The sequence below is a fragment of the uncultured Mailhella sp. genome (assembly GCF_947631555.1).
In the GTDB taxonomy this organism is placed as follows: domain Bacteria; phylum Desulfobacterota; class Desulfovibrionia; order Desulfovibrionales; family Desulfovibrionaceae; genus Mailhella.
Genome location: NZ_CANRLT010000012.1, coordinates 1 through 17,364 on the forward strand (window position 1 = coordinate 1; position 17,364 = coordinate 17,364).

The following is a 17,364-nucleotide window of genomic DNA, read 5'->3' on the forward strand; positions in this document are numbered from 1 at the left end:
ATCACCACATTGCCAGCCGATAAGTTTTCGAGTGTTATGATCAATAGCTTTCCAGATCCAGATGTGATCTTTTTTTTTATTGATATATGAAACCATTTCATCAACTTCTATTTCTTCAATATTTGCCTGGGATTCATTTTCGACAAATTTGTCATAAAACATTTTTATCCATCTCATAACGCTTTGAGTACTCACGCCGATAATTTTTCCGATCATAGTCATGGATAGCCCGGAAAGATAAAGAACAAGGGCAAGGATTTTATCCTTCATTGGTTTTCCATGAGGAGTTTCCCGCGTAAACTGGAATCCACATTCCTTACATTTATAACGTTGAACTCCAGCGACAAACCCATTTTTAACAAAAGCCTCAGAACCACATTTACGGCAATGCATCCCGGTACCCTCCGTTTTTTTTTGAAAGATAGCATAATCTCAAACATTTGTCATTATAAAAGTCAGTGTCTCGTCGTTTCCTGCCCATTGACAGGCCGGTTCAGGCGGGATAGGATTTCTTCGAAGCTCCGGTTGCGAACGTATGTGGCAATATCATTGTCTCCTGCGTTCACCGTTTCCCGGAGCTTCTCTTCGTTCATAAGCTCTACGGAATAAAGCCGCAGTCCGTCAGGGCTTTCCCTAGCCGTGATCCATACAAAAGCGTCCTGCCCGTTGACATTCAGCGCAGCGACATACTTGTGCATGATGAGATCAGGACTGTTGTTTTTCCTATCCGGCCCACGTTGTGCCTCTGCCGCCCATTTCCACGCTTGTGCTATATTCTTGGCAATGCCCTTATGCTCAGCGTGCGTAAAGCCATTGTCCAGAGACTTGTTTCTTGCTTTTTCACTGTTCAATTTCCCGCGCTGTTTACTGTTCACCTGAGCCGTGATGCCCTCAATCAGATTGGGCAAATCCTGTCCTGCTAATTCCTCAAGAGCAATCTCAACATCCTTAGCGGTCACATTGCCTTCAATGCGCGTCACCCTCGACAGAGGCACGCCAAATGAATTTTTCTCCTCTTGGGCAAGCTCCTGTCCATAACGTAACCGGCGTGACCTCCTCCGCCTCGGAGGGGACATCTCTTTCAGCTTTTCGATAAGCGCGTCGGCACCGCCTCCCGGAGGCATAAGGTTCCGCCGTTCCAGTTCGTCGGCGATTTCGTCTATGGCGATACCGCCCTTACTCGCAGGACGGAACAGCTGCCCCAGCCCCCGGGCACGGAAGTCCTTCACCGCTTCCGGCCAGTCCGTCTTCAGGCTTTCAGGGTCTACCCTGTGCCAGACAAGGTCCCAGAACGGACGCTCCGCTTCTTCCCGTGCCAGATCTTCTTCCCGCTGTTCTATGTCCTCGACGGCCTGAGCGTACTCCTGCGGCGTCACCAGCCGCCCGTTCTGCGGGTGGAACATCATGCCGCGAGTGCTGATTCTGGAATAGAAGTCAGAGGCTTTTTCATACTTGGAGAACGTCGCGGCCAAGCTGTCAATGAGCGACATATTATAGGCCACCGCGGATTCTATGGTGTCCCTGTTCCGCACGTCTATGTCGGTCAGGGACGTCGTGCCCTTGACCTCAGCCCGCAGCCCGGGAATGGACTGCATGGCTTGCCGGAACTCCGCCTCAATTCTGGTGCGCTCGGCGTCGATGGCAGAACGTTCGGCGTCATCTTGAGCCTGTTCCGCCAGCATTCATCAAGAGTCAGGAGAAACAGAAAATTTGATTCTGAACGGCAAAACGCTGCTTTTGCGGGGGAGAGACCTTGCTAAAAGTCTCCGCTGCGGATACATAAAAACATATATCGGGGCGAAAGTGTTTTTCTCCCCTTATACCAGCTCCCGGAGGGACGCTATGCCTATTACGACTCCCAAAGAAATGTTTGCTCGTGCGTATGCAGAAGGCTACGCCATCGGCGCTTTCAACGTCAACAATATGGAAATTATTCAGGGCATCATGCAGGCTGGCGCGGAAGAGCGCTCGCCGCTGATCCTTCAGGTGTCTGCCGGCGCCCGCAAGTACGCCGGTCAGGTGTATATCATGAAACTCGTGGAAGCCGCGCTTGCGGAATCCGACCTGCCCGTGGTGGTACACCTCGACCATGGCCCGGATTTTGAACTGTGCAAAGCCTGCATCGATGGCGGCTTCTCTTCCGTCATGATCGACGGTTCCCATTTCGGCTTTGAAGAAAACATCGCCGTCACCAGGAAGGTCGTGGAATACGCCCATGATCGCGGTGTGTGGGTCGAGGCCGAACTTGGTCAGCTCGCCGGTGTGGAAGAACACGTCCAGGCCGAACACAGCATCTACACGGATCCCGATCAGGCCGTGGAATTCGTCCAGCGCTCCGGCTGTGACTCTCTGGCCATCGCCATCGGAACCAGCCATGGCGCGTATAAGTTCAAGGGCGAAGCCAGACTTGACTTTGAACGTCTTGACAAGATTTCTTCCATGATGCCCGGCTACCCGCTGGTGCTGCACGGAGCTTCCAGCGTGCCGCAGGAATTTGTGGCCATGGCCAACCAGTATGGCGCGAAGCTCGGCGATGCCCGCGGCGTGCCGGAAGAAATGCTGCGCAAGGCCGCCAAGTCCGGCGTGTGCAAGATCAATATCGACTCCGATATCCGTCTGGCCATGACTGCCAATATCCGCAAATACATGGCCGAACATCCTGACGCCTTTGATCCCCGCGCCTATCTGACGCCCGCCCGTGAAGCAGTAAAGGGTATGGTGCAGCGCAAGATCCGCAACGTGCTGGGTAGTTCCAACAAGATCTGAACGCTGTCGGCAGACTGAGGGTACAGGAACGGCCTTCGCCTTGCGCGAGGGCCGTTCTTTGCGTTTTTTTGTGGATTTGCCGTATCCCCCAGAAAGGGGACAGTCTAGCGGCGGATGAAGATTTCCCCCACGATGAGGAAGGAGCCGTTTTTGCCGGGCATCCAGTACAGGGCGTGCAGTCCGTCCGTCCAGACGTCTCCAGTGCGGGAGCGTGAAGAAAAGCAGGAGACCCAGTAGCCCGGCCCCTGAAGGACACGGACATCTTCGGCAAGGCGTTCGTCTGTCCGGAAACTTTTGCGCAGACGGGCGCGCAGGCCGGAGAGCTTTTCCCGATTGCCCGCCGGGAAGCGGGCGCGGTCGTACAGCGTGAAGATGGTTTCCCTGGCCTCTTGCCAGTAGCGTATCCATAGTCCGGAGAGGAAGTGTATTTCCTCGGCATCGCGGTTTTGTACTTCCTGTTCCTCGGGCGGGCAGATGCGATCTTCAAGGGAACACTGTTCACGCGGCTCGGCGCTGGAGAAAAAAACTGACGGGCCTGCCGGCATTTCCATGCCGGAGGGCGCGGGAAGCGGCGCGGATGAGGACTGGAGTTGTCCTGCCGATGAGGCGAAGGGGACGCCGCCCAGACGTTCGGCGATAAGCAGCGGCGTACCAGGGGCGAGGACGGAGACGAGTCCGCAGATATCCTCCTGCTCAATGGCCAGACAGCCGCGGGTCTTTATGCCTGCGATGGGCTGTCCCTTGCTGTGCAGCCAGATGCCGCCGCCGGTCTTTCTGCGGATGCGGTCCACGGGGTTGGGGTAGTTGAGGGCGAAGGCGTGGGGTCCATACTCCATGAAGTCCAGCGGCTGTGTGATTTTGCGGGTGATGAAGTAGACGCCTTCCGGGGTTCGCAGGTCTCCCTGCTTCTGCTTGTCGCCTTCCGCCCGGCCATGGATGCAGGGAAAAACACGGCTGACAGCGGGCGCGGACTCTCCCCCAAGCTGAAACAGCAGTCCGCGGGATTTGTCCGCCGCAAAGAAGAATCCGGGCGCGTACGGCGCAAGGCAGGCCGTCCAGTTTGCCAGAAGCGGGACGGGAAACAGGAGCAGCGCCGCCAGGACAAGGAGGGCGAACAAAGGTTTCATGGCCGTGGGCACGGGGGCTTTTTCCTCCGGTCTTTTCGTTTTTTTCCTTATAGGGGAAAAGGCTGGACGCGGCAAGGGCGGGATCAGCCCCGGGCCGTATGCAATAAAGCAGTCGAGTTCTGGCAGTACGTCAGAAAGGTTCCATCTCCTTGCTCTGTGAGGGGCAGTGCTGCGGGTGTCGGGAGTCTAACATTCGCTTCCTCCAGGCAGCCTTCAAGCATCAGGAAAACGGTTCTGCCCCGGAGCCTGCGCGTGTGGGCGGAAAACGCTTCACCGCCATCCTCATACCCAGAACCGTTGAATTGACGCGGCACGGCAATAGGGCTACCATTTTTCACCGCTAAATTGACATTCCTGCATCTTTTTCTATCCATTGCCGCAAGGAAGGTTCTCATGCTTGATCTTAAACTGCTCCAGAAGCAGCCCGAAGTAGTCGCCAAGGCTCTGGCCGACCGCCATTCCCCGATCACCATCGATGAATTTCTGGAGCTCGATGCCCGACGCCGCGCAGCCCTTACGGAGGTAGAGACCCTCAAAAGCCGGCGCAACGCGGAATCCGGGGAAGTGGCCCGCCGCAAGCGCGCCGGCGAGGACGCAACGGAGCTTGTGGCCGAACTTGGCAAGCTCTCTGCCCGTATCAAGGAGCTGGATGCCGAAGCCGACGAAATCAAGGAAAAGGTCTACCAGTGGATGCTGCGTGTGCCCAACATCCCAGACGCCTCCGTACCCGTGGGGGTGGATGAGCGTGATAATCCCGAACTGCACCGCTGGGGAAAGCCGCGGGACTTTGGCTTCACCCCGAAGCAGCACTTCGAAGTGGGAGCCGCTAGAACCGGACTGGACTTCGAGCGCGGCGCCAAGCTTGCCGGTTCCCGGTTCTGCGTGTCTCACGGCGTGTTCGCCCGGCTGGAACGCGCGCTCATGAATTTCTATCTTGATACGCAGACTACGGAATTCGGCGCGACCGAAATTCTGCCTCCCTTCATGGTCAACGCCGCCACCATGCAGGGTACGGGTCAGCTTCCCAAGTTCGAGGAAGACCTCTTCAAGATGCCGGCCTGGGATTACTACCTCATACCCACCGCAGAAGTGCCTGTCACCAATCTTCACGCCGGAGAAATTCTCGAAGAAAGCCAGCTCCCCCTGCGCTATACCGCAGGTACGCCGTGCTTCCGCTCGGAGGCCGGTTCCGCCGGCAAGGACGTGCGGGGACTCATCCGTCAGCACCAGTTCATCAAGGTGGAAATGGTGCGTTTCGCACATCCCGGCAAGTCCTGGGAAGAACTGGAGCATATGCGCCGCTGTGCCGAAATACTCCTGGAGAAGCTGGAACTTCCCTACCGCACCATCACCCTGTGTACCGGTGACATGGGCTTCGGCTCCGCCAAGACCTACGATGTGGAAGTCTGGCTGCCCGGACAGAACGTCTACCGTGAAATTTCGTCCTGTTCCAACTGTGTGGACTTTCAGGCCCGCCGTGCCAATATCCGCTTCCGTCCCAAGGGCGGAGGCAAGCCCGAATTCGTGCATACGCTCAACGGTTCAGGGCTGCCTACTGGCCGTTCGCTGGTGGCCGTCATCGAAAACTATCAGGAAGAAGACGGCTCCATCGTCATTCCGAAGGTGCTCCGGCCCTACATGGGCGGACTGGAAGTGATCCGTCCCGATCAGCAGTAAACGAAAAGGTTCAGTTATCCACCAAACAGAAAAGGCCCCCGCCATGCGAGAGCCTTTCTGCATTTCGGGCGAAAGCGTTTACTTCTGTTCGGCCACGGCTTTTTTGAGTTCCTTCCAGTAATCGTCGGACACGTCATAGCCGAACTCGGCGGCCTTTTCCGCGTATTCCTTGGCCTTGACCGCATCGCCGAGAGCCAGACACGCCAGCGAGAGGTTGTTCCAGGCCGGGCCGAAGGCGGGTTCCTGCTGGATGACCATCTTGCTCATTTCCATGCTCTTTTCGTACTCGCCCTTCATGTAGAGAGCGGAAGCAAAGCTGGCGCGAGCCTGCACAAATTTGGGATCCCAGGTCAGAGCCTTGTGCAGGGCGGTAATGGCTTCGTCGACTTCGCCGCGCTGAAGGTGTACGAAGCCGATATTGCCCCAGGCCACGGGGAACTTGGGGCGGACTTCGGCGGCTTCCCTGTTGTACTGCATACAGCCGTCCAGGTCGCCGCGGCGCAGGCACAGTCCACCCAGCTGAACGAAGGCTTCGGCCAGATGGGGAGACTGGCGCACGGCGTTCAGGAAGCATTCCTCGGCCTCGGTATAGTCGCCCAGAGAGAGCATGGCCACGCCAAGGTTGTAGTGATGGATGGCGCACTTCGGATCCTTGGAGATCTCTTCCTGAAGATCGTGGACGTATTCGTGGATATCGGTATAGCGGTCTTTCATCGGATAACGCCTTCTTTCTTTAGAAGTTCATGATACCAGGCGGCAAATTCGTAGGCGCCCAAAAATTTTTCCTGCTTGTTCACCACGCCCACGGCGGCTTCCAGCGCACCCTGAATAAAGGCTTCGCTCGGGCCGGCTGCGCCGGAGAGCTGCGCTTCACAGTTTCTGGACTTGACAAATTCCTGAAGGAGCTGCTGTGCCGTCCGTTTGGTAACGTCGGTGCGGATTTCTATGGGGTCGTTGGGTTCAGGGAAGGGATCCCATTGCTCGTAGCCAATGCGGTCGATGAACTTGCGCCGCCTGGGAGGGATGCGCTCATAAAGCTCGCGCTTCAGTTTTTCTTCCTCAGCGGTCAGTTCCCGGGGCTTTTCACCGCGCAGAAGGGGAGCGATGCTCATAGCTGCTCCCGCGGGGCGGCACCAACGCCCAGATAGGCGTCATCATATTTGGTGGTCAGCGCCATGGAAACAGGCACATAGACGCGGTGCAGCTCTCGAAAGCGTGAACCCACGACGGCACCGATGCGCCGGCTCATGTCGGCCAGGCGATCCTGAATGCGGTCGAGGGCTACCGTGGGATAGGACGCGCCCTTCTGAAAATGACATTGCCCGCAGACGTGGGCCTTGCCGTGGATGACGGTCGGCACGCCGTAGAGACGGCAGGTGATGGGCCGGTGTTCGTAGAGCAGGCAGGTGTCGTCGAGTCCCAGAAGCGGACAGCGGACGCGCTCTTTTGCGGCCTCTGTAAAAATCTCCTCATCGGACACGCCCTGCTGCGCCTGCTTGAAATAATGGTGCTTCAGCCGGGTGAGCTGGCGATCCGCGTCACTGGCCGCCTGAAGCACGGCGGAACGGCGGATGCCAAAGTCGAATTCCCTGTTGAAGGCGCGGTTCAGGGCCATGGCTTCCACCAGAGAGAGATCGAAAGCCGCGTGGCAGCACTCGCTGCAGCCGCTTTTGCAGGCCACTTCCGCAGGATACTGTTCCCGCACGCGGTTGAAGAGCTGATCCGCCTGCGCAGCGAGGCGGTCATATTCCTGAAAAACAGCGTCCAATTCCGTGCCGGTCATGATGCTTCCCGATACTGTTATTAAGAAAAGCGCCGGATGAGCCATCCCCATCCGGCGGCAAAAAAACGCATCAGACTCTCCGCCTGCAGGCACACCCGAAGGCGGAAGCATTGCTCCTGCAAGGATACGGGAACGCAAGAACGCCCCCGAACGTTCTCATGATGAAAGCCGTTCTTTGACCCCTGCAGCAGCGCTGTGCGTTAGTCTTCCACGATAGCGATAGCGCCCTGTTCGCAGACGCCGGAGCAGGATTCGCAGCCCAGGCATTCTTCAGCATTCACGGGATTGCTCTTGCCGTCCTGCATTTCCCATACGGAAACAGGGCAGATGTCCACACACTGGCCGCAGCCGATGCACTTGTCAGCGTCAAAGTCGATCTTGTAGCTCATAACAGCCTCCACAGGTGTGCCCCCGAACCTTGCCCGGACAGGGGACGTTTTAATGATTTCTCAGTAAGCAGACAGTTTTCCGAGTATCTGTCGTTTGTTGGATAGCCTGCCGGCCAGGCGCTGTCAAGCGTGATTCCTGCCTTTTTCCGGGAGGTTCGCGCTACGCTCAGTCCCTGGCGTTCAGACCGGCGGCCCGCGCCACGGCCAGAGCCGCCGCACGGGTAAATTCTCCGGCAGGCATGGCCGCGCGTTCCTCTGCGGAGAGGAGCAGCCGCGGATGATTCACAAGGCCGGGATTGGCTTTCACACCGTAGCCGGCGGGGAAGCGGTCTTCAAAATACATGCTCTGGAAGCCGGAAAACTTGAGGGCATGAGCCGTGGAATCGAGGATGCAGAATTCCCCGTCCCGCAGGATGCCGAGAGCCTGAGCCTGAAGCATACCGGCAAAACTTTCGCCTCCCTGGGTGCAGGCGATGTGCCCGTGGCGATTGACCAGAATCATGCCATCCATGATGGCCTGTTCCGTGACCTGCACCACGTCGAAGCGTCCGCCCAGAGCCTCGAATTTTTCTACCAGGTTCTTTACCCGCGGGAAGGATACGGGATTGCCGATCATGGCCGCCTGTGCAACGCTGGGCTGTACCGTTACCGGCCGATAGATACGCTGCTTTCTGGGCTGACTGTAGTAACGCCATACGGGGTCGGCGTGTTCGGACTGGACGCCCACGATGTGTGGCAGTTCCTCAATGAGGCCCAGGCGGTGCATCTTCAGACAGGCCGATATCATGGACGTGATATTGCCCGCGTTGCCAATGGGCATGAAGAGCGCCTTGTCTTTCATTTCCCAGCCGAACCACTGGGCGGTCTCGTAGGCGTAGGATTCCTGCCCCAGTACGCGCCAGCTGTTTTTGGAATTGAGCAGGGCCACGCGGTAGTGGTCGGCCAGGTATTCCACCACTTTCATGCAGTCGTCGAAGACGCCGGGCACTTCCAGCACCTGCGCACCGGAACCGAGGGGCTGTGCCAGCTGCGCGGGCGTGACCTTGCCGTGGGGCAGAAGCACCACCGTGCGGATGGGCTCGCCTACATACGCGCCGTACATGGCCGCGGCCGCAGAAGTGTCACCCGTGGACGCGCAGATGGTCAGGACTTCCTTCCAGCCGTTTTTGCGCACCAGCGACTTCAGATAGCTGTACGCCCCAGCCATGCCGCGATCCTTGAAGGACGCGCTGGGGTTCTGGCCGTCGTTCTTGTAGGCGAAGCGGCGTCCCACGGATTTTTCCAGCGCAGGGGAAGCCTCGATAATGGGAGTGTCCCCCTCGCCGAGATAGACGATGTCCTCCTCTTCCAGAACGGGGGCCATAAGTTCATAAAAACGGAATACGCCGCGCAGGGCACGGGTACGGGTGGCACGGCGGGCGTCGAAGAGACTGCGCCAATACTGCGCTCCCCGCGCCTTCATTTCATCGAAATCAAGGTCTTCAAGCAGCAGTACGCCGCCGCAGTCCGGGCAGGTGTACAGCAGAGAATCCACCGGATGACGGTGGCCGCAGTCCATGCACACATATTCCATGCGCGCACGGCGCTGGGGAAAATCCTGGGACATACTTTTTCTCCAAAGAAGGATGACGTTTTTCAGGGCAAAAGGATACGGTGTTTCCGGGCGGCGCGCAAGCGGCCCGCTTCCTTCCAAATCCGCAAACGTTCCCTGAAAGGGAAGCGTTCGGCCGTGTTAAATTAAACGTACCGAAACTCCGGACTGAGCCATGTATGTCTTGAGTTCGGCGATACTGTACTGCCCGTAGTGGACGATGGATGCTACCAGAGCCGCCGAAGCACCGCCCTGGGTCACGGCGTCCACCAGATGCCGGGGGGCTCCTGCTCCGCCCGAAGCGATGACGGGGATGGTTACGGCATCGCAGATCATGCGTGTAAGGGTGAGTTCATACCCGTCTTTGGTGCCGTCCGCATCGATAGAGTTCACGCACAGTTCGCCCGCGCCCAGTTCTTCGCAGCGTCGTGCCCAGGCGATGGCGTCCAGGCCCATGGGCTTGCGTCCGCCGTTGATGACGATTTCATATCCCGAAGGGCAGCGCTCGCTCACCGGCACCTTCAATACGTCCATGCCCACCACCACAGCCTGAGAGCCGAAGGCTTCCGCGCCCTCACTGATGATACGCGGGTTGCGCACGGCGGCGGAATTTACCGAGACCTTTTCCGCCCCGGCGAGCAGCACGGCACGCATGTCTTCCACAGTGGAAATGCCTCCGCCCACGGAAAAGGGGATGAAGATGTTGCCGGCCACGCGCTCTACCACGTCCAGAAAAATGCCGCGGGATTCATAGGAGGCCGTGATGTCGTAAAAGACGATTTCGTCCGCGCCTTCTTCATAGTAGCGGCGGGCCGTTTCCACCGGATCGCCTATGTCCACGTTGCCCTGAAACCGGATGCCCTTGGTGAGACGCCCGTCGCGCACGTCCAGACAGGGGATGAGCCGCTTGCTCAGATGACTAGACATGGGTCGTCTCCTTTGCCTGCCGGCAGCAGCGGTAGAAGTTGGAAAGCAGCCGCAGACCGGGGCGGCCGCTCTTTTCGGGATGGAACTGCACGGCCCAGAGACCGGGGCGGCCGTATATGGCGGCAAAGGTGCGGCCGTAGGTGCAGGTGGCGATGACCCATTCCGGCGCGGGATCAGGGTAGAAGCTGTGGACGAAGTAGAACTGGGCATCGGAAGTGATGCCTTCGAGCAGGGCCGAGGGCCTGGCCTTTATACTGTTCCAGCCCATGTGCGGGATGCGGATGGGGCGTCCGCCGTCCTCCCATTCCGGCAGGAATCTGCGGCAGACGCCGGGTACGATGCCCAGGGTTGGGGTATCGTTCTCCTCGCTGCGCTCAAGCAGAATCTGGCAGCCGAGACAGATGCCGAGAAGCGGTTTTTGCGCTTCCACGCAGCGCCGCAGGATCCGATCCATGCCGGTGGAGGTCAGTTGGGCCATGGCCTGTCCGGCCGCGCCTACGCCGGGAAAAATGACGCCTTCGGCGTCCATGATGACTTCCGGCGAGGCCGTGACCTCCGCGGGGATGTCCAGGGAACGCAGGGCGCGCAGCACGCTGGTCTGATTGCCCGCCTTGTAGTCGAGAATGGCTAACATAACAAATCCTTACTGTTGAAAACTGTCTGGGAGAGCGTCGCGGACGCCGTTCTTCCTTCAGCGGAAAACGCCTGTTCAGGCCGCTTAAAAATCAATGCCGGTGCGCGTGCGGTTTCCCTGCATCTGGCCGCCGCTGCCCGTGCGGAATACCGTGGTCATGTCGCCCGAAACACGCACCCGATCCAGCGAGTCCCCATCCTGAGAACAGGCCGGAAGCGTGGCAGCAAGGACAGCAAAAATGACAAAACTGAAAAAAAGTTTCTTCATGGCGTTTCCTCCGCGGCTTATCATACCGGAGCGGAAGAACAGTGCAAGTCCTCTTTCCAGCCTGCCGAAAATGCGGAACTTTCCGGTTCAACGCTTCTTTTTTTTCATAAAACGTCTCATGTTCTTGACAGTCCCGCCCCCAGGGGGCAATCTGAACCTTCATCTGCAAAATAACAGGATTGCAGAATTTGCGCTGCTCCCGCCTGGGAGCCGGATAAGGAGAATCTCCCCATGAAGAAGTCCCTGCATGTAGCCGTGTGCGGTGCGACCGGCGCCGTCGGCCGCGAAATGTTGAAAACGCTTGCCCAGCGTCATTTCCCCTGCGCCTCCGTGACCGCGCTCGCGTCCTCCCGTACCGCTGGAACCAAAGTGCCCTTTGGAGATACCGAAATTACCGTCAAGGAGCTGACGAAGGATTCCTTCAACGGTATCGACATCGCGATCTTTTCCGCCGGAGGAAGCGTTTCCACCGAATTTGCACCTTACGCCGCCGCGTCCGGATGCGTGGTGGTGGACAATTCCAGCGCCTGGCGCATGGACGACCGCTGCCCTCTGGTCGTGCCCGAAGTGAACGCCGATGACCTTGAGAAACACAACGGCATTATCGCCAACCCCAACTGCTCCACCATCCAGATGCTGGTGGCGCTGAAGCCCCTGCACGACGCCGCCAGAATCAAGCGTATTGTGGTCACCACCATGCAGGCCGTGAGCGGCACGGGCAAGAAGGGGCTTGATGAACTGGAAACCCAGGTGCGCCGCCTGTTTAACATGCAGGACATTGAACCCCGCGCCTATCCGCACCAGATAGCTTTCAACTGCCTGCCGCACATCGATGTCTTCCAGAGCAACGACTACACCAAGGAAGAGATGAAGATGGTCAACGAGACGCACAAGATGCTCGACCCGAACATCCGCGTCACCGCCACCTGTGTGCGCGTGCCAGTCTTCTTCGGTCATTCCGAGTCCGTGAACATCGAGACCGAGAAAAAGCTCACCGCTGCCGAAGCCCGCATTCTTCTTTCTCAGGCCCCCGGCGTACAGGTCATCGACAATCCCCGCGCCAACATGTATCCCCTCGCCGTGGATGCCGCCGGTGAAGACGACGTCTTCGTGGGCCGTATCCGCGAAGACGAAAGCTGCGAGAACGCTCTGAACCTTTGGGTGGTGGCCGACAACGTCCGCAAGGGGGCAGCCCTCAACGCCGTCCAGATCGCCGAAGAGCTTATCCGGCGCGACCTCGTGTCCGTGCCCAATCCGAAGATGTTCCTGTAAGAACACAGAGGCTTCACGCCAAGAGAAAGCAGGGCCGGTGTTCCGTGGAGGGACATCGGCCCTGTCGCGTCTTAAGGCAGCAGAAAAACGCCGCCGCAGAACGCACAGAGTCCCTTTCCGTGCCTTTTCAAAAAACGCCTTTTGTTCTATCGTGTTTCTGTCGGTTTGCCGTGGGCGCGTACCGGTCAGGCCGGCCCGTCACCTCTACCTCAAGGGGGCATTATGTCCATCCCTGTCCTCGATACGTCCGCATGGACGGAAAAGCTTCTGGCTCAGCCGCTTGTAGGCACGGAGCGCGTCACAGCCTTTTATGAACACCGCATGGGGGCCATCTGCCGTGACCCGCACCTGCTCCTGGCGCCCCTCAATGATCACCTTGTGCACCGCGGTGACGCCGTGTTCGAGAGCCTTACCTTTCTGGAAGGCCGCATCGTGCAGCTCGACGCTCATCTCAAGCGTATGCGGCACTCGTCCGAGGTGCTCGACCTCAGACCGCCCTGCTCCTGGGAGGAACTGCGGACCGCGGCGCTGGAAGTGGCCCGCGTGGGCGGCGCGCCTTACGGCGGCCTGAAGATTCTGCTGGGCCGGGGCTGCGGCGCTCTGGGGGTGGATCCCGCCGAATGCCCTGAAGCCAGCCTCTACCTCATCGCCACGCGCAGTCAGCCCATGCCCGAAGCGTTCTGGGAAAACGGCCTCACGGCGGCGGCCAGCGCTGTTCCTGCCAAACAGCCCTGGCTGGCGCAGATCAAGTCCACGAATTATCTGGCCAACGCCATGATGGCCAGGGAAGCCAGAGAAAGGGGCGTGAAGGTCACGTTTTCCTTCGATGAAGACGGCTTCCTGGCCGAAGCCGCCATTGCCAACGTCGCCATGATTGACAGCGAAGGGCGTATGCTCATGCCGCGCTTCCACCACGCGCTTCCCGGTACGACAGCCCTGCTTGCCGCCGAACTCGCCAAAACCTTCATGCCGGTGATAGTCACCGACATCACGGAAGAAATGCTGGAACAGGCCGCAGAAATCCTGGTGCTTGGGACGACATGCGAGTGCGTGGCGGTCACACACTACAACGGCAAGCCCGTAGGGAACGGCTGCCCCGGCCCCATGGCCAGGAAACTGCGCCGACTGCTGCACGAAGCGCTGGTGACCGGAGGCGTACCTTTCCTCGACTGATCCAGCAAGAGGGGAACGCGGCACGGTTCTCTCTTTTCCTGCGGTGTTGCATGTGCCGCCTTGAGGATTCCCGCCGATGTCCTCAAGTCTGGCATCGGTACCTTCCTTGACACGAACCGTTTTCCTTGATGGCTCTGGTTAAAAACGAAACTCCCCGCTGGACGGGGAGTTTCGTCTTTAAAGCCTGGGACTATGAAAGGTTCAGACCCTGACAGGCATTAGGAACGTTCCAGAAAAAAACGTTTCACCTTATCCTTCGTTATAGGCGCGTTCAATGAGCGGCTTCGCCCGTTCGAAATCTTCATCCGTTTTGATGATAACTTCCACGTCGCCTGTTCCATGATGTCCAATGTTGCTTATATCTCTGCTGAAACCTTCAATACATTCAACAGTGGAAGGATTAAGAGTTAAAAACAGCTTGAGATGTTTATTAAAAATTTCTATACAGGCAAAATTTCTGAGTTTTCGATAAGCCAGACATTGTTTAAGCTGGGTTTGGGCCACGTCATCACCAAGAGATTCAATATAGCTGCAAATATAGTTATAAATATTCTTCAGTTCTGATGTGAGAGTTTCAAGTTTTTTAATATGAAAACTGTTTTCAGATTTTTTGGTGCTATGTGTCGGAGTCGAGAGAGATGCAGGCACAACGGCCTTGGTGATTGCCGGGGAATTGAGGTGTTCAAGGAGCAGCATTCCGTTGGGGTATTTTCTGTAGGCCACAAGTTTGATGTTGGCCTGCATGCGATCCACGGCATGAATATCATATTTGCTGAATTGGTTTGCTATGCAGATCACGCATGGAGCCGACCAGTCGATGGCATCGGCCGTATCTTTTCCCAGGGTATCCATAACCAGCAGTTTGAAATCCGCCTTGTGCTCAAGAAGCCAATCCAGATAAAAAAGCCCCTGATTGATGACATTTTCATTGGAAGTACGCTTATATTCGAAGATAACGGGACAGTTGTTCTCGTCAATGCCGATGCTGTCCATCCTGCCTCCGGTCATCACATACTCGCTTTTGAGAAAGCGAACGCCGAAGAACGTAGGCATATGTTCTTCAATCAGCGTCTGCAATTCTTTTTCCAGCAGAGCAGGGGATGATCTTAATTCCTCTACACCGTTATGCGTATCGTAAAGTTTTATCTCGGCCATGAACGTATCCTCAAACGTAGAAAAAGGGAGCTGGAGAGGACAGCTTGGATTCTTATCAATCGCAGTATGTATTCCGCGCTGCCCGGAGCGTTTCAAGATGGTTATCGGTTTTTCTCTGCGTGTGCCGCTCCTGCGGCACGTTTTTCAGGCGAGTGCGGACGGATGAGCCAGACAGGGCACGGTTCTTTCCGTTGAGCGGCTGCCGCGGCTTCTGCGCTCACTCGCCGGGCTGTTCGTCAAGCGTTCTGCTGTAGCGGCATTTAGGGTTGGGGCAGGCGATACGCTGCCCCCGTCCCCGCGTATTCTTGATGACCAGGACCGGCGAGCCGCACAGGGGGCAGGCCTCGGCCACGGGCCAGTCCCAGACCGCGAAATCGCAGTCCGGGTAGCGGTTGCAGGAATAGAAGATCTTGCCGCGTTTGGAGCTTTTCTCCACAAGCTGACCCTTGCCGCAGGCAGGGCAGGTGACGCCCGTGGAAAACGGTGCGGTGTAGTCGCATTTCGGGTAGTTCGTGCAGCTCAGGAAGCGGCTGCCGGTACGGGATTTCTTGAGCACGACGTCACCGCCGCACTTCGGGCACGTCCCCACCTTTTCATATTCTTCTTTGGGGCGTTCCTGGGTCTGTATCCGGCCCTTTTCGTCACGGGTGAAATTTGTGGTGCAGCGGCAGTCGGGATAGCCGGTACAGGCAAGAAATTCCCCGCTTTTGCCGAACTTCACCACCATGGGCCTGCCGCATTCCGGGCAGATGACGCCCGTTTCCAGCCCCTCCTTGACCGGAGTCATGGCCTTGGCCGCGGCTTCCAGCGTGGGATTGAAGTCCGCCGCAAAGTCCTTCATGAGGTTCACCCAGCCCAGTTCACCATCGGCCACCTTGTCAAGATCGCTTTCCATGCCGGCGGTGAAGCCTACATCCATGAGGCGGGCAAAATGGTCGCGGAGCTGTGAGCACACCACCCGCCCCAGGTCGGTAGGGACGAAATGCTTGTCTTCCAGGCGTACATATTCCCTGTCCTCGATGGTGGAAATGATGGCGGCATAGGTGGAAGGCCGCCCGATACCCCGTTCTTCAAGCTCGCGGACAAGGGACGCTTCCGTATACCGCGGCGCGGGCTGCGTGAACTTCTGCTCCTTGTCCAGCTTCTGAAGCGTCGCGACATCGCCTTCCTGCAGCGGCGGCAGAACGTCTTCCTCTTCCTCGGCACTGCGCGGCAGGACGGCGAGAAAACCGGGGAAGAGCAGGCGCTCGCCTTTGGCTTTCCACTGGCCGGGACCGCAGTTCAGCGTGACCGCCGTATCATGGAAAACAGCGGCCGCCATCTGCGAGGCCACGAAACGGCTCCAGATAAGTCCGTAGAGCCGGAACTGTTCGGGTGTGAGGTGTTCCTTGACCTCCTGGGGCGTGAGCCGCACATCGACAGGGCGTATGGCCTCGTGCGCGTCCTGAGCCGTGGACTTGCCCCGGAAGGCGCGTCCCTTGCCGCCGGGAGCCAGAAAGTCCTTGCCGAAGCGTTCCTCAATAAACGCAGCCGCGGCCTTTTTCGCTTCTTCGGCAATGCGTACAGAGTCCGTGCGCATGTAGGTAATCAGTGCGGTTGTGCCCCGTTCGCCGAGGTCGATGCCTTCATAGAGGCGCTGCGCCGTGGACATGGTTCGTCTGGACGTGAAGCCGAGACGCTGGTTGGCCGACTGCTGGAGCGTGGAAGTCGTGAACGGCGGCAGGGGATTGCGGGCGCGTTCCTTCTCTTCCACCTGCGAGACGGTGAAGGGCTGTCCGGTCATGGCTTCTTCCAGCGCATCGGCCGCGGCCTTGCAGGAAATAAGAATCTTGCGGCCGGAGTTCTTGTCGCTTTTGGCGGGAGCGAGCGCCTTCAGCTTTTTGGCAAAGCCCGTTTCTATCTTTACCAGCTCCGCTTTGAACGGCGGAGGCACGGAGCCGGCCAGAAGCGCGCGGAACGTCCAGAATTCTTCGGGAACGAAGGCGAGGCGTTCTTCCTCCCGCTCCACGATGAGGCGAAGAGCCACGGACTGAACGCGGCCCGCGGAAATACCCCGTTTCACGGTCTTCCAGAGCAGCGGCGAGATTTTGTAGCCCACCAGCCGGTCGAGCACACGGCGGGCCTGCTGTGCGTCGAAAAGATGGGTGTTGATTTCCCGGGGGTGTTCCAGTGCCGCTTTCACGGCCTTCGCCGTAATTTCGTTGAACTGTATCCTTTTGATATTTTTTGCCCTATCCCCGATGACCCGGGCGATGTGCCAGGCAATGGCCTCGCCCTCCCTGTCCGGGTCGGGAGCGAGGTAGACCGTATCGGCTTTGGCCGCCGCTTCTCGGAGGTCGTGGACGACTTTTTCCTTGCCTTTAATAATTTCATAGTGAGGCGTGAAATCGTGATTTTCATCCACGCCTATCTCCCGCGTGGGCAGATCGCAGATGTGGCCGATGCTGGCCTGCACCATGTACCTGCCGCCCAGAAATTTCTTGATGGTCTTCACCTTCGCCGGCGATTCCACAATGATCAGATCTTTGCCCATAGCTCTCTCGCACGAAGTGATGGTTCCGAAAGGAAGCGTGCTAAACATACGTCAATGGGATAGGGCGTCA

The 17,364-nt window shown here is 58.0% G+C and carries 17 protein-coding genes; 4 read left to right on the forward strand and 13 right to left on the reverse strand.

Annotation, left to right across the window (positions count from 1 at the left end; translation table 11 throughout):
- A partial coding sequence (locus tag Q0Z94_RS02885; protein WP_298067518.1) for an IS1 family transposase occupies positions 1-393 on the reverse strand: 393 nt, incomplete at its 3' end.
- 62 nt (positions 394-455) lie between these two features.
- Complete coding sequence (locus Q0Z94_RS02890) at positions 456-1,682, reverse strand: hypothetical protein (protein ID WP_298067519.1); 1,227 nt, start codon at positions 1,680-1,682, stop codon at positions 456-458.
- Positions 1,683-1,842: 160 nt separating this feature from the next.
- Here Q0Z94_RS02890 and fba point away from each other — a divergent pair, with 160 nt between their 5' ends.
- Complete coding sequence (fba, locus tag Q0Z94_RS02895; protein WP_298067520.1) at positions 1,843-2,766, forward strand: class II fructose-1,6-bisphosphate aldolase; 924 nt, start codon at positions 1,843-1,845, stop codon at positions 2,764-2,766.
- A gap of 104 nt (positions 2,767-2,870) precedes the next feature.
- Here fba and Q0Z94_RS02900 read toward each other — a convergent pair whose 3' ends face one another.
- Positions 2,871-3,905: a L,D-transpeptidase family protein gene (locus Q0Z94_RS02900; RefSeq protein ID WP_298067521.1), complete on the reverse strand. Its 1,035-nt coding sequence runs from the start codon at positions 3,903-3,905 to the stop codon at positions 2,871-2,873.
- A gap of 381 nt (positions 3,906-4,286) precedes the next feature.
- On the opposite strand from Q0Z94_RS02900, the gene serS reads away from it, so the two are divergent.
- On the forward strand, positions 4,287-5,570 hold the full coding sequence (serS, locus tag Q0Z94_RS02905; protein ID WP_298067522.1) for a serine--tRNA ligase: 1,284 nt from the start codon (positions 4,287-4,289) through the stop codon (positions 5,568-5,570).
- A 78-nt stretch (positions 5,571-5,648) separates the two neighbouring features.
- Here serS and Q0Z94_RS02910 read toward each other — a convergent pair whose 3' ends face one another.
- The 8 genes from Q0Z94_RS02910 to Q0Z94_RS02945 all read right to left on the reverse strand — a co-directional run bounded on the left by Q0Z94_RS02910 (position 5,649) and on the right by Q0Z94_RS02945 (position 11,161).
- Positions 5,649-6,284 carry a tetratricopeptide repeat protein gene (locus Q0Z94_RS02910; RefSeq protein ID WP_298067523.1) on the reverse strand — a complete coding sequence of 212 codons (636 nt, stop codon included), beginning with the start codon at positions 6,282-6,284 and terminating at the stop codon, positions 5,649-5,651.
- Positions 6,281-6,682 (reverse strand): hypothetical protein, encoded by a 402-nt coding sequence (locus tag Q0Z94_RS02915; RefSeq protein ID WP_298067524.1) that lies wholly within the window; start codon positions 6,680-6,682, stop codon positions 6,281-6,283. The genes Q0Z94_RS02910 and Q0Z94_RS02915 overlap by 4 nt, the downstream gene beginning before the upstream one ends.
- On the reverse strand, positions 6,679-7,353 hold the full coding sequence (locus tag Q0Z94_RS02920; RefSeq protein WP_298067525.1) for a YkgJ family cysteine cluster protein: 675 nt from the start codon (positions 7,351-7,353) through the stop codon (positions 6,679-6,681). The genes Q0Z94_RS02915 and Q0Z94_RS02920 overlap by 4 nt, the downstream gene beginning before the upstream one ends.
- Positions 7,354-7,553: 200 nt before the next feature.
- Positions 7,554-7,742: a 4Fe-4S dicluster domain-containing protein gene (locus Q0Z94_RS02925; protein WP_298067526.1), complete on the reverse strand. Its 189-nt coding sequence runs from the start codon at positions 7,740-7,742 to the stop codon at positions 7,554-7,556.
- Between the two features lie 166 nt (positions 7,743-7,908).
- Entirely contained in the window at positions 7,909-9,348 is a 1,440-nt protein-coding gene (gene thrC / locus Q0Z94_RS02930; protein ID WP_298067527.1) for a threonine synthase, read from the reverse strand.
- Between the two features lie 126 nt (positions 9,349-9,474).
- Positions 9,475-10,260 (reverse strand): imidazole glycerol phosphate synthase subunit HisF, encoded by a 786-nt coding sequence (hisF, locus tag Q0Z94_RS02935; protein ID WP_298067528.1) that lies wholly within the window; start codon positions 10,258-10,260, stop codon positions 9,475-9,477.
- On the reverse strand, positions 10,253-10,894 hold the full coding sequence (hisH, locus tag Q0Z94_RS02940; RefSeq protein ID WP_298067529.1) for an imidazole glycerol phosphate synthase subunit HisH: 642 nt from the start codon (positions 10,892-10,894) through the stop codon (positions 10,253-10,255). Before hisH ends, hisF begins: the two co-directional genes overlap by 8 nt.
- 84 nt (positions 10,895-10,978) lie before the next feature.
- Entirely contained in the window at positions 10,979-11,161 is a 183-nt protein-coding gene (locus Q0Z94_RS02945; protein ID WP_298067530.1) for a hypothetical protein, read from the reverse strand.
- A gap of 231 nt (positions 11,162-11,392) precedes the next feature.
- On the opposite strand from Q0Z94_RS02945, the gene Q0Z94_RS02950 reads away from it, so the two are divergent.
- Both Q0Z94_RS02950 and Q0Z94_RS02955 read left to right on the forward strand, forming a co-directional pair.
- Positions 11,393-12,433 (forward strand): aspartate-semialdehyde dehydrogenase, encoded by a 1,041-nt coding sequence (locus tag Q0Z94_RS02950; RefSeq protein WP_298067531.1) that lies wholly within the window; start codon positions 11,393-11,395, stop codon positions 12,431-12,433.
- 222 nt (positions 12,434-12,655) lie between these two features.
- The gene (locus Q0Z94_RS02955; RefSeq protein ID WP_298067532.1) at positions 12,656-13,606 is read left to right on the forward strand and encodes an aminotransferase class IV; all 951 of its coding nucleotides are present in this window, start codon (positions 12,656-12,658) and stop codon (positions 13,604-13,606) included.
- Between the two features lie 249 nt (positions 13,607-13,855).
- Here Q0Z94_RS02955 and Q0Z94_RS02960 read toward each other — a convergent pair whose 3' ends face one another.
- Both Q0Z94_RS02960 and topA read right to left on the reverse strand, forming a co-directional pair.
- On the reverse strand, positions 13,856-14,761 hold the full coding sequence (locus tag Q0Z94_RS02960; RefSeq protein WP_298067533.1) for a DUF5655 domain-containing protein: 906 nt from the start codon (positions 14,759-14,761) through the stop codon (positions 13,856-13,858).
- Positions 14,762-14,978: 217 nt separating this feature from the next.
- Positions 14,979-17,294: a type I DNA topoisomerase gene (gene topA / locus Q0Z94_RS02965; protein ID WP_298067534.1), complete on the reverse strand. Its 2,316-nt coding sequence runs from the start codon at positions 17,292-17,294 to the stop codon at positions 14,979-14,981.
- Positions 17,295-17,364 lie beyond the last annotated feature (70 nt).